Origin of the sequence: Micromonospora sp. RL09-050-HVF-A, from assembly GCF_019374995.1 — a bacterium.
In the GTDB taxonomy this organism is placed as follows: domain Bacteria; phylum Actinomycetota; class Actinomycetes; order Mycobacteriales; family Micromonosporaceae; genus Micromonospora; species Micromonospora antibiotica.
This window is the reverse complement of the sequence record NZ_JAGKQP010000002.1, coordinates 3,698,126-3,711,041: the sequence shown is the minus strand read 5'-3', so window position 1 is coordinate 3,711,041 and position 12,916 is coordinate 3,698,126. Positions and strand designations below refer to the sequence as shown.

At 69.5% G+C, this 12,916-nt stretch carries 6 protein-coding genes and 2 pseudogenes; all 8 read left to right on the top strand.

The window, feature by feature from the left end:
- The first annotated feature begins 59 nt into the window (after positions 1 to 59).
- A complete protein-coding gene (gene rplA / locus J7462_RS16060; RefSeq protein WP_208568214.1) occupies positions 60 to 776 on the top strand; it encodes a 50S ribosomal protein L1 in 717 nt (238 codons plus the stop codon).
- 80 nt (positions 777 to 856) lie between these two features.
- Positions 857 to 1,243: pseudogene (locus J7462_RS32265) on the top strand (ATP-binding cassette domain-containing protein); the annotation flags it as partial.
- A 541-nt stretch (positions 1,244 to 1,784) separates the two neighbouring features.
- Positions 1,785 to 2,471, top strand: a complete 687-nt coding sequence (locus J7462_RS16050) for a hypothetical protein (RefSeq protein WP_219464747.1) — start codon at positions 1,785 to 1,787, stop codon at positions 2,469 to 2,471.
- 831 nt (positions 2,472 to 3,302) lie between these two features.
- Positions 3,303 to 3,851 carry a 50S ribosomal protein L10 gene (gene rplJ, locus J7462_RS16045; protein WP_088644793.1) on the top strand — a complete coding sequence of 183 codons (549 nt, stop codon included), beginning with the start codon at positions 3,303 to 3,305 and terminating at the stop codon, positions 3,849 to 3,851.
- A gap of 54 nt (positions 3,852 to 3,905) precedes the next feature.
- A complete protein-coding gene (gene rplL, locus J7462_RS16040) occupies positions 3,906 to 4,295 on the top strand; it encodes a 50S ribosomal protein L7/L12 (protein WP_091276487.1) in 390 nt (129 codons plus the stop codon).
- Positions 4,296 to 4,882: 587 nt separating this feature from the next.
- On the top strand, positions 4,883 to 8,314 hold the full coding sequence (locus tag J7462_RS16035) for a DNA-directed RNA polymerase subunit beta (protein ID WP_208568211.1): 3,432 nt from the start codon (positions 4,883 to 4,885) through the stop codon (positions 8,312 to 8,314).
- A gap of 119 nt (positions 8,315 to 8,433) precedes the next feature.
- Positions 8,434 to 12,324, top strand: coding sequence for a DNA-directed RNA polymerase subunit beta' (locus tag J7462_RS16030; RefSeq protein WP_208568210.1), 3,891 nt, complete (start codon positions 8,434 to 8,436; stop codon positions 12,322 to 12,324).
- Positions 12,325 to 12,458: 134 nt separating this feature from the next.
- Positions 12,459 to 12,826, top strand: a pseudogene (locus J7462_RS16025) (hypothetical protein).
- The last annotated feature ends 90 nt before the right edge of the window (positions 12,827 to 12,916 follow it).

The following is a 12,916-nucleotide window of genomic DNA, read 5'->3' as shown; positions in this document are numbered from 1 at the left end:
AGTTCGTGGGAGGGCGCGCGTCACCCGCGGCCCGCCAGAGACCACAGGAGTAACCCGAGATGCAGCGCAGCAAGACGTACCGCAAGGCCGCCGAGGCGGTCGACAAGTCGAAGCTCTACACCCCGGCCGAGGCGGTCAAGCTCGCCAAGGACACCACCAGCGCCAAGTTCGACGCCACGGTCGAGGTCGCCATGCGCCTCGGCGTCGACCCCCGCAAGGCGGACCAGATGGTCCGCGGCGTGGTCAACCTGCCGCACGGCACCGGTAAGACCGCCCGCGTGATCGTCTTCGCCGCCGGCGCGAAGGCCGAGGAGGCCGTCGCCGCCGGTGCCGACGAGGTGGGCACGGACGAGCTGGTCGCCCGGATCCAGGGCGGTTGGCTGGACTTCGACGCGGCGATCGCCACTCCGGACCAGATGGCCAAGATCGGCCGGATCGCGCGGATCCTGGGCCCGCGCGGCCTGATGCCGAACCCGAAGACCGGCACGGTGACCATGGACGTCACCAAGGCCGTCTCGGACATCAAGGGCGGCAAGATCACCTTCCGGGTGGACAAGCACTCCAACCTCCACCTGATCATCGGCAAGGCCTCGTTCTCCGAGACCCAGCTGATCGACAACTACGCCGCGGTGCTCGACGAGGTCCTGCGCGCCAAGCCGTCCGCGGCCAAGGGCAAGTACCTCAAGAAGGTCACCCTGGCCACCACCATGGGTCCGGGTGTCCCGGTCGACCCGAACGTGGTGAAGAACCTCCAGGAGACCGGCGCCGAGGGCTGAGCCCGGCTTCTCCCGCGAAGGGCCCCGCCACGGACAGTGGCGGGGCCCTTCCGCATGTCGCACTGTGGCAGGCTCCTCCCATGCGACTGGAGAACGTCCGGCTTCGATACGGCCGGGGCGGCCCGTGGGTGCTGCGCGGCGTCACGGCCCGGCTCGACCCGGGCGAGGTGGCGGTGGTGCTCGGCCGCAACGGGGCCGGCAAGTCGACCCTGCTGCAACTCTGCGCGGGGGTGCTGCGGCCGGCCCGGGGCCGGGTGGTCGACCGGCCCCGGCACGTCGGCTGGGTGCCCGAGCGGTTCCCCGCCGACCAGCCCTGCACGGTGACCCGCTATCTGACCGCCATGGGCCGGGTCGCCGGCCTCGGCCGGGCCGACACCGACCGGGCCGTCGACCGGTGGACCGACCGGTTGGGGCTGACCCCGTTCCGCGAGGTCCGCCTGCCCGACCTGTCCAAGGGCACCGCGCAGAAGGTGGGCCTGGCTCAGGCGATGCTGCGCACCCCGGGCCTGCTGGTGCTCGACGAGCCCTGGGAGGGGCTGGACTCGGCCGCCCGGGGCCTGGTGCCCGAGCTGATCGACGAGGTGCTGGCCGACGGGGGAGCGGTCCTGGTCAGTGACCACCGCGGTGAGACGGTCCGGCTCCCCGGCGCCCGGCACTGGACGGTGGCCGACGGACTGGTCACCGAGGAGGCGGCCACCGGCGATGCGGCCGTCGCCGTGGTCGAGGTCGCGGTGCCGGCCGCGCGGGTGGCCGGCACCGTCGCCCGGTTGCGCGCCGACGGCCACCACATCCTGCGGGTACGTGAACCCGCCAACCCGCCCACGCCGGTGCTCGTGCCGCCCACACCCGTCCCGTCCTCGTCGGTGGCTGACCCGTCTCCGGGGCGGGCCGGGCCCCGGCCACCGGTGGGCCTGCGGGGGCGGCGGAGCCGTCCGTGGGAGCCCCGCCTCCTGACGCCGGGTCGACAGCCGACCCGGCGCGCAGTGGCCGGCCCGGGGAGGTGGCCCGGTGAGCGCGCTGGTCCGGATGCGGCTGGCCGGCTTCCTGCGTACCGGACGGGCGCTGGCACCGGTGCTGGCCGGCCTACTCACCCTCGGCATCCTGTACGGCGGCGGCCGGGCCCGGCCGGCGGAGGCGTACGGCGTCAGCGCCGTGGTGCTCTTTCCGGTGTTGGCCTGGCAGGCCAAGATCCTGCTGGACGTCGAACCGGACGTGCAGCGCCGGCTGGCCACGGTGTCGGTGGGGCCGGCCCGCGAGTGGATCGCCGGGCTGCTCGCGGCCCTGGTCGCCGGGGTGGGCACGGTGCTGGTGGCGTTGGGATTCCCGTGGCTGGTCGGCGGGGTGACCACGCCGGGCCCGGGTGACCTGCCGGTGGTGGCGGCGCTGGCGCTCGGGCTCTGGGCCCACCTGCTCGCCCTGCTGCCGGCGGTGGCCCTGGGCGCGCTGGCGAGCCGGGCGCTGACCCGCACCGCCGGGTACGGCGTCGCGGTGCTCGCGGTGGGTGCGGTCGGCACCCTGGCACTGGGCCTGCGCGGCTCGGTGGCGCCCTGGCTGGTGCCGCCGGTGCTGACCACTGCCCGGGCGCTCGCCGGCTCCCTGCCGGCCGGCACCGCCCTGCTGCTCTCCGGCTGGGCGCTCGCCTGGGCCGGGGTGGCGCTGACCGGCTACGCCTGGTGGCGGCGGACCCGCCCCTGACCCGGACCTGGAGGCAGCGATCCCCTGGCCGTCCGCCGACCACCCACCCACCGTGGCGGGGCGGGGTGGGGTCCGATCTGGTCCGGCGTGTGATGGCTCCGCCTGGTCCGACGCGGCCTGACGTGCGGGGTGGGGCCCGATCTGGTCCGGCGTGTCATGGCTTCACCCGGCCTACGCGGCCTGACGTGGCTGGGGTCGGCGCGGCCCTGTCCTGATCCGGCTCGACGTGGCCTGACGTGGTTGGCTCGGCGCGGCCTTCTCCTGATCGGCTCGGTCTGGTCGGGCCGTTGCTGCTCGACCCCGCACTGCTCCCGACCTGCCGGCAACAGTCGCGGGCTCGCCAAGATCGTGCTCAATCCAGGATGTAGTGGCCTCAGCGCCCGCCGCGCGAGACCACTACAACCAGGAAGCTGCACGATCTTGGCGCTGGCGCTGGCGCTGGCGCTGGCGCTGGCGCTGGGGCTGGGGGTGGGCTGGGGGTGGGGCTGGGGGTGGGGGTGGGGCTGGGGGTGGGGGTGGGGCGAGAGGGCGGGTGGGGGCGATTTGGCGATGGGTGGACGTGTCGCGTAACCTGGGCCGGTAGTTCCACCCAGAGACCGCTGGTCACCGTGCTCCGGCACGGTCGAAGGCTCCGCGACGACGGGCGACCCGCGCAGGGCGGTAAGCGTAATACGGTTCCTCCCCGTGGTCTGCCGACCATGGTGATCGCTCCGGTCCTCGCCCCGCGCGCCCTGCGCCGGGGCTTTTTCGTTGTCGTGACGCCTTCGGCGCCGTCGCAGGGCCTTGTGCTCCCCGACGGCGACCAGCTCCGAGTAACGAGAGAGGAGGGACATGGCGGACAAGCCGATCCGGGCCGACAAGGCCACGGCCGTCGCTGAGCTGACCGAGAGCTTCCGTACCTCGGGCGCTGCGGTGCTCACCGAGTACCGTGGTCTGACGGTTTCCCAGCTCACCCAGCTGCGGCGCTCGCTCGGCAAGGAGACCACCTACACGGTCGCGAAGAACACGCTGGCAAAGCGTGCCGCGACCGAGGCGGGCATCTCCGGCCTCGACGAGCTGTTCACCGGTCCTACCGCGCTGACTTTCGTTTCGGGCGACGTCGTCGAGGCGGCGAAGGGTCTTCGCGACTTCGCGAAGGCCAACCCGAAGCTCGTCATCAAGGGCGGTGTCTTCGAGGGCAAGGCCATTTCCGCGGCCGAGGTCACGAAGCTCGCCGACCTGGAGTCCCGTGAGGTGCTGCTGGCCAAGCTGGCCGGCGCGATGAAGGGCAACCTGAGCAAGGCCGCAGCCCTGTTCCAGGCACCGCTCTCCAAGGCCGCCCGTGCGGCGGCCGCCCTGGCGGACAAGAAGCGCGAGCAGGAGGGCGCCGAGGCGGCCTGAGGCCCTCCCGGCGCACCACGTTCTTAATTTTCATTGCGAGAAAGGACGCCAGACATGGCGAAGCTCAGCACCGACGAGCTGCTCGACGCGTTCAAGGAGATGACGCTGATCGAGCTCTCTGAGTTCGTGAAGCAGTTCGAGGAGACCTTCGAGGTCACCGCCGCCGCCCCGGTCGCGGTTGCCGCTGCCGGTGGTGCCGGTGGCGCCGCCGCCGCTCCGGTCGAGGAGGAGAAGGACGAGTTCGACGTCGTCCTCGAGGCCGACGGTGGCAAGAAGATCCAGGTCATCAAGGTCGTGCGTGAGCTGACCGGCCTGGGCCTCAAGGAGGCCAAGGACGCGGTCGAGGCCGCCCCGAAGGCGATCCTGGAGAAGGTCAACAAGGAGACCGCCGAGAAGGCCAAGGCCAAGCTCGAGGGCGAAGGCGCCAAGGTCACCCTCAAGTGACCTGAGGTCGACCTCGGGTCGACCTTGGCGGGGGCCGGCTCACGTGAGCCGTGGCACACCGCAAACTGAACGGGCGGTGATCCGACAACGGATCACCGCCCGTCATGCTTGGTGACTCCGGGTATCAGTGGCGTGAGCAGGGTGTTCGCACCCGGTGCGTGATGCGGTGGGGACTCTGGCGGGTAGCCCGTCCGTGGGAAACCCGCCGAGCAGCCGGAAGCAGGCTCTTGACGTGGCCCCGACCTGCCAGGCACGCTGACACCAGCAAGACCTTCCGCGCTTGCGACGGCCACCTCTTGGGTATTGGCTGCGGCAGTACCAGCAGCCGCTGCATCCGAGCGGCCCGACAGGAACTCGCGTTCCGAGCGGCCGGTGCGACCCCGGTTTTCCGGGGTGCCGAGGCACGTTCCGCGACGACCTGCGGGATGGGCTGGACAGCGGTTAGCCTCTCGGCTACACTGCTAGTTTGCGCTGCCTTCCGACTTGACCCCTGCTCGGAAATGTCCGGTTACGGATATTTCTGGTGGGGTCATTGGAGTGCACGCGTACCAGCCGTTCTGCAGCACCGGTCCTCGGAAGGACGCATCTTGGCAGCTTCCCGCCCTGCGAAGACCAGTCGTACGTCGAGCGCTTTCGCTCCCCGCCGAGTTTCTTTCGGCAGGATCACCGAACACCTCGAGGTCCCCAACCTCCTTGCCATCCAGAACGAGTCCTTCGACTGGCTCGTCGGCAACGAGGCTTGGCAGGGCCGGTCGGCGGACGACCCGCACGCACGCTCGGGTCTCGCGGAAATCCTCGACGAGATCAGTCCCATTGAGGACTTCTCCGGCACCATGTCGCTGTCCTTCTCGGCACCGCGCTTCGACGAGGTCAAGGCCTCGATCGAGGAGTGCAAGGAGAAGGACCTGACCTACTGCGCCCCGCTGTTCGTGACGGCGGAGTTCACCAACAACACCACCGGCGAGATCAAGAGCCAGACGGTGTTCATGGGTGACTTCCCGATGATGACGCCCAAGGGCACCTTCATCATCAACGGCACCGAGCGCGTCGTGGTCAGCCAGCTCGTCCGGTCTCCGGGCGTGTACTTCTCCAAGGAGCCGGACAAGACCTCCGACCGCGACCTCTCCAGCGTCAAGGTCATCCCCAGCCGGGGTGCCTGGCTGGAGTTCGACATCGACAAGCGTGACACGGTCGGCGTCCGCATCGACCGTAAGCGCCGGCAGGCCGTCACGGTCCTGCTCAAGGCCATCGGTTGGTCCGCCGAGCAGATCCGCGAGAAGTTCGGCTGGTCCGAGCTGATGATGACCACGCTCGAGAAGGACCACATCGCCGGCCAGGACGAGGCCCTGCTCGACATCTACCGCAAGCTCCGCCCTGGCGAGCCGCCGACCCGCGAGAACGCCCAGACCCTGCTCGACAACCTCTTCTTCAACCCGAAGCGGTACGACGTCGCCAAGGTCGGGCGCTACAAGTTCAACAAGAAGCTCGAGCTCAGCGTGCCGATCACCACGGGCACGCTGACCGAGGACGACGTCGTCGCCACCGTGGAGTACCTCTGCCGGCTGCACGCCGGTGAGGACGGCTACGAGGCCGACGACATCGACCACTTCGGCAACCGTCGCCTGCGTACCGTGGGCGAGCTGATCCAGAACCAGGTCCGGGTCGGTCTCTCCCGGATGGAGCGGGTCGTCCGCGAGCGGATGACCACCCAGGACGTCGAGGCGATCACGCCGCAGACCCTGATCAACATCCGCCCGGTGGTGGCGGCGATCAAGGAGTTCTTCGGTACGTCGCAGCTGTCCCAGTTCATGGACCAGACCAACCCGCTGGCGGGCCTGACCCACCGGCGGCGGCTGAGCGCGCTCGGCCCGGGTGGTCTGTCCCGGGAGCGGGCCGGCTTCGAGGTCCGTGACGTGCACCCGTCCCACTACGGCCGGATGTGCCCGATCGAGACGCCGGAAGGCCCGAACATCGGCCTGATCGGCGCGCTGTCCACCTTTGCCCGGGTCAACCCGTTCGGCTTCATCGAGACGCCGTACCGGAAGGTCGTCGAGGGTCGGGTCACCGACCAGATCGACTACCTGACCGCGGACGAGGAGGACCGGTTCGTCAAGGCGCAGGCCAACGCGCCGCTCAAGGCGGACGGCACGTTCGCCGAGGACCGGGTGCTGTGTCGCCGTAAGGGTGGCGAGACCGAGGACGTGGTCCCCGGTGCCGTCGACTACATGGACGTGTCGCCGCGGCAGATGACCTCGGTCGCGACCGCGATGATCCCGTTCCTGGAGCACGACGACGCCAACCGCGCGCTGATGGGCGCCAACATGCAGCGTCAGGCGGTGCCGCTGGTCAAGGCGGAGTCGCCGCTGGTGGGCACCGGCATGGAATACCGTGCCGCGGTCGACGCCGGTGACGTGGTGGTGGCCGAGGTCGGTGGCATGATCGAGGATCTCTGCGCCGACTACATCACCATCCACCAGGACGACGGCCACCGCCGGACGTACCTGCTGCACAAGTTCCGCCGCTCCAACGCCGGCTCCTGCGTCAACCAGAAGCCGGTCGTCTTCGAGGGCGACCGCGTCGAGGCCGGCCAGGTCATCGCCGACGGTCCGTGCACCGACGAGGGCGAGATGGCGCTCGGACGCAACCTGCTGGTGGCGTTCATGTGCTGGGAGGGCCACAACTACGAGGACGCGATCATCCTGTCGCAGCGCCTCGTGCAGCAGGACGTGCTCACCTCGATCCACATCGAGGAGCACGAGGTCGACGCCCGGGACACCAAGCTCGGCCCGGAGGAGATCACCCGGGACATCCCGAACGTCAGCGAGGAGATGCTCGCCGACCTCGACGAGCGCGGCATCATCCGGATCGGCGCGGAGGTCGTCCCCGGCGACATCCTGGTCGGCAAGGTCACGCCGAAGGGCGAGACCGAGTTGACCCCGGAGGAGCGGCTGCTCCGCGCGATCTTCGGCGAGAAGGCGCGTGAGGTCCGGGACACCTCGCTGAAGGTGCCGCACGGCGAGACCGGCACGGTCATCGGGGTGCGGACCTTCTCCCGCGAGGACGGCGACGAGTTGCCGCCGGGCGTCAACGAGCTGGTCCGGGTGTACGTCGCCCAGAAGCGCAAGATCCAGGACGGCGACAAGCTCGCCGGCCGGCACGGCAACAAGGGTGTCATCTCGAAGATCCTGCCGATCGAGGACATGCCGTTCCTGGAGGACGGCACCCCGGTCGACATCGTGCTGAACCCGCTGGGTGTGCCGTCCCGGATGAACATCGGCCAGGTCCTGGAGACCCACCTCGGGTGGGTGGCCAAGACGGGCTGGAGCGTGGACGGCGACGACACCGACTGGAAGCGTCAGCTCCGGTCGATCGAGGCGCACGAGTCCGAGCCGGACACCAACGTGGCCACGCCGGTCTTCGACGGTGCCCGCGAGGAGGAGATCTCCGGTCTGCTCTCGTCGACCCTGCCCAACCGGGACGGCAAGCAGCTGATCGGTTCCTCCGGCAAGGCGCAGCTGTTCGACGGTCGTTCCGGCGAGCCGCTGCCCGACCCGATCGCGGTCGGTTACATCTACATCCTGAAGCTCAACCACCTGGTCGACGACAAGATCCACGCGCGTTCGACCGGTCCGTACTCGATGATCACGCAGCAGCCGCTGGGTGGTAAGGCGCAGTTCGGTGGCCAGCGTTTCGGTGAGATGGAGTGCTGGGCCATGCAGGCGTACGGCGCCGCCTACGCCCTGCAGGAACTGCTGACCATCAAGTCCGACGACGTCCTGGGCCGGGTCAAGGTCTACGAGGCGATCGTCAAGGGCGAGAACATCCCCGAGCCGGGCATCCCGGAGTCGTTCAAGGTGTTGCTCAAGGAGCTCCAGTCGCTGTGCCTGAACGTCGAGGTGCTCAGCAGCGACGGGGTGGCCCTGGAGATGCGCGAGACCGACGACGAGGTGTTCCGGGCCGCGGAGGAGCTGGGCATCGACCTGTCCCGGCGCGAGCCGAGCTCGGTCGAAGAGGTGTAGGTGGTGGCGGTGGGGGTCGGCCGATTCGTTCGGGCGGTCAGGCGTGAGTCCGACGCGAGTCGGCCGGCCCCCACCCCCGCCCGTGATCTAGCTGTACAGACGACGACATAGGGGACATAGTGCTCGACGTCAACTTCTTCGACGAGCTGCGTATCGGCCTCGCGACCGCGGATGACATCCGCCAGTGGTCGCACGGTGAGGTCAAGAAGCCTGAGACGATCAACTACCGCACCCTCAAGCCGGAGAAGGACGGGCTCTTCTGCGAGAAGATCTTCGGCCCTCAGCGGGACTGGGAGTGCTACTGCGGTAAGTACAAGCGGGTCCGGTTCAAGGGCATCATCTGTGAGCGCTGTGGCGTCGAGGTGACCCGGTCCAAGGTCCGCCGTGAGCGGATGGGGCACATCGAGCTGGCCGCTCCGGTGACCCACATCTGGTACTTCAAGGGCGTCCCGAGCCGGCTGGGCTACCTGCTGGACCTCGCCCCCAAGGACCTCGAAAAGATCATCTACTTCGCCTCGTACGTCGTGACGAGCGTGGACGCCGAGGCGCGTCACCGTGACCTCTCGACGATCGAGAACGAGATCCTCGCCGAGAAGCGGCAGTCCGAGAACAGCCGCGACTCGGAGATCGAGAAGCGGGCCGCGAAGCTCGAGGCCGACCTGGCCGAGCTGGAGGCCGAGGGTGCCAAGGCGGACGTCCGGCGCAAGGTCAAGGAGGGCGGAGAGCGCGAGATGCGCCAGATCCGCGACCGGGCCCAGCGCGAGATCGACCGCCTCGACGAGGTCCTCGACACCTTCCGCAAGCTCGACTCGAAGCAGCTGGTCACCGACGAGCTGCTCTACCGCGAGCTGCGTGACCGGTTCGGCGAGTACTTCACCGGCGGCATGGGTGCCGAGGCCATCAAGGCGCTGGTCCAGAACATGGACCTCGACGCCGAGGCCGAGAGCCTGCGCGAGACCATCCGCTCCGGCAAGGGCCAGCGCAAGATCCGCGCGCTCAAGCGGCTGAAGGTCGTCGCGGCGTTCCTGAACACCCGCAACTCGCCGCTGGGCATGGTGCTGGACTGCGTCCCGGTCATCCCGCCGGACCTGCGCCCGATGGTGCAGCTCGACGGTGGCCGCTTCGCGACCTCCGACCTCAACGACCTGTACCGCCGTGTGATCAACCGGAACAACCGGCTCAAGCGGCTGATCGACCTCGGCGCCCCCGAGATCATCGTCAACAACGAGAAGCGGATGCTCCAGGAGGCCGTCGACGCGCTGTTCGACAACGGCCGTCGGGGCCGGCCGGTCACCGGTCCGGGTAACCGCCCGCTCAAGTCGCTGTCCGACATGCTCAAGGGCAAGCAGGGCCGGTTCCGGCAGAACCTGCTCGGCAAGCGCGTCGACTACTCCGGCCGTTCGGTCATCGTGGTCGGCCCCAAGCTGAAGCTGCACCAGTGCGGCCTGCCCAAGCAGATGGCGCTGGAGCTGTTCAAGCCGTTCGTGATGAAGCGGCTGGTCGACCTCAACCACGCGCAGAACATCAAGTCCGCCAAGCGGATGGTCGAGCGGCAGCGCCCGGTCGTGTGGGACGTGCTGGAAGAGGTCATCGGCGAGCACCCGGTGCTGCTCAACCGCGCGCCGACCCTGCACCGCCTGGGTATCCAGGCGTTCGAGCCGCAGCTGGTCGAGGGCAAGGCGATCCAGATCCACCCGCTGGTCTGCACCGCGTTCAACGCCGACTTCGACGGTGACCAGATGGCGGTGCACGTGCCGCTGTCGGCCGAGGCCCAGGCCGAGGCGCGGATCCTGATGCTGTCGTCGAACAACATCCTCAAGCCGGCCGACGGCAAGCCGGTCACCATGCCCACCCAGGACATGGTCATCGGTCTCTACCACCTCACCCACCTGACCCCGGGTGGCATCGGTGAGGGTCGGGCGTTCAGCTCGGACGCCGAGGCGCGGATGGCCTTCGACGCGGGCGAGCTGCACCTGCAGACCCCGGTCAAGATCCGGTTGCGGGACGTGATCGGTGTCGACAACGGCAACGGCGGCGAGCCCTGGGTCGCCCCCGAGGGCTGGGTCGAGGGTCAGCCGCTGACCGTGGAGACCACGCTGGGCCGGGTCCTGTTCAACGAGACGCTGCCGCAGGGCTACCGGTTCGTGAACTACGAGATCCGCAAGGGCCAGCTCTCCGCGATCGTCAACGACCTCGCCGAGCGCTTCCCGAAGGTGGCGCTGGCCGCCACCCTGGACGGGCTCAAGGAGGCCGGCTTCCACTGGGCCACCTGGTCCGGCGTCACCATCGGCATGGAGGACGTCATCGCGCCGCCGCGCAAGGCGGAGATCCTGGCGAAGTACGAGGCGGAAGCCGACCGGATCGACAAGCAGTACCAGCGTGGTCTGATGACCGCCGAGGAGCGTCGCGGCGAACTCATCGAGATCTGGACCAAGGCGACCAACGAGGTCGCCAAGGAGATGGACACCGCGCTGCCGCAGGAGAACCCACTGTGGAAGATGATCAACTCGGGTGCCCGCGGTAACCTGCTCCAGCTCCGGCAGATCGCGGCGATCCGTGGTCTGGTGGCCAACCCGAAGGGCGAGATCATCCCGCGGCCGATCAAGGCCAGCTACCGGGAGGGTCTGTCCGTGCTGGAGTACTTCATCTCCACCCACGGTGCCCGTAAGGGTCTGGCCGACACCGCGCTGCGTACCGCCGACTCGGGTTACCTGACCCGTCGTCTGGTGGACGTCTCGCAGGACGTGATCATCCGCGAGGAGGACTGCGGCACCGACCGGGCGATCCCGATGCAGATCGGCGAGCGTCTGGAGGGTGGCCGGCTGGTCGTGCACGAGCACGCCGAGACCAGCGTGCACGCCCGTACCCTGGCCGACGACATCAAGGGGCCGGACGGCACCGTGGTGGCCCACCGGGGTCAGGACATCAACTCCATCGGGGTCGACAAGATCGTCGCCGCCGGGGTGGAGACGGTCCGGGTGCGCAGCGTGCTCACCTGCGAGTCGAAGCTGGGCGTCTGCGGTGCGTGCTACGGCCGCTCGCTGCCGACCGGCAAGACCGTGGACGTCGGCGAGGCGGTCGGCATCATCGCCGCCCAGTCGATCGGTGAGCCGGGTACCCAGCTGACGATGCGTACCTTCCACACCGGTGGCGTCGCGGGTGAGGACATCACCCAGGGTCTGCCGCGTGTGCAGGAGATCTTCGAGGCCCGGATCCCGAAGGGCAAGGCGCCCATCGCCGACACCCCGGGTCGGGTCCGGATCGAGGACGGCGAGCGGTCCCGCAAGATCATCGTGGTGCCCGACGACGGCAGCGAGGAGATCGTCTACGACAAGATCTCCAAGCGGGTCCGGCTGCGGACCCACGACGGGGACCACGTCGCGGTCGGCGAGAAGCTCACCGAGGGCACCATCGACCCGCACGAGCTGCTGCGGATCATGGGTCCGCGGGCGGTCCAGGTCCACCTGACCCAGGAGGTCCAGGAGGTCTACCGCTCGCAGGGTGTGCTCATCCACGACAAGCACATCGAGATCATCATCCGCCAGATGCTCAAGCGGGTGACGGTCATCGACTCCGGCTCTACCGAGTTCCTGCCGGGCGTGCTGGTCGACCGGGCGCTGTTCGAGTCGGAGAACCGCCGGCTCGTCGGCGAGGGTGGCGAGCCCGCCGCCGGTCGTCCGGTGCTGATGGGTATCACCAAGGCCTCGCTGGCCACCGACTCCTGGCTCTCGGCGGCCTCCTTCCAGGAGACCACCCGGGTGCTGACCGACGCGGCGATCAACTCGCGCAGCGACTCGCTGGTCGGCCTCAAGGAGAACGTGATCATCGGTAAGCTCATCCCGGCCGGTACCGGCATCAGCAAGTACCGCAACGTCCGGGTCGAGCCGACCGAGGAGGCGAAGGCCAAGGTCTACTCGATGACCGGCTACCCGGAGACCGACTACGGCTTCGGGCCGGCCAGCGGCCAGGCAGTTCCGCTGGACGACTTCGACTTCGGGTCGTACCGCTGAGCAAGCTCTGACGAAGGCCCCCGGCAACACGCCGGGGGCCTTCGTCGTTTCCGGGGCCCGGCGGGACCCGCCATCGGGTCCGGGCCCGCCGGGGGAGTGCCCGGTACGGCCGTCGGCCGGGCATGATGGTGGGCATGACGACCGCTGCGGGGCAGGTGCCGGTGGCGCACCAGCCGCCACGTCATCCACTCGACCCCGACCCGGTGCGCGCCACGAAGGCGCGGGCCGTCTTCGCGCTCGGGCTGATCGGGGCGTTGACCGGGCTCTTCGTCGGTGGGGTGGTGCCCGCCACGATCGCCCTCCAGTTGGCCCGGCAGGCCCGCCGGGAGGCGTACGCCTCGGGTGGTTTCCTCACCGGCGCGGCCTGGCTGCGGCGGGGGAGCGGTTGGCCTGGGCGGGCCTGGTGCTGGTCGCGGTCGCGGTGGTGACGCTGGTGGTGATCGGCGTGGTCCGGCTGGCCGGGTCCCCCTACGGGCAGGACTTCGCGCCGAACGTCGACTGACCCGTCGGGGTGATGATCCGGCAGGGGGCACCCGCGGTGCGCGGCGGCGGTAGCCTGGCCGGTGTCCGTCGCGTGACGGTGGACCCCACA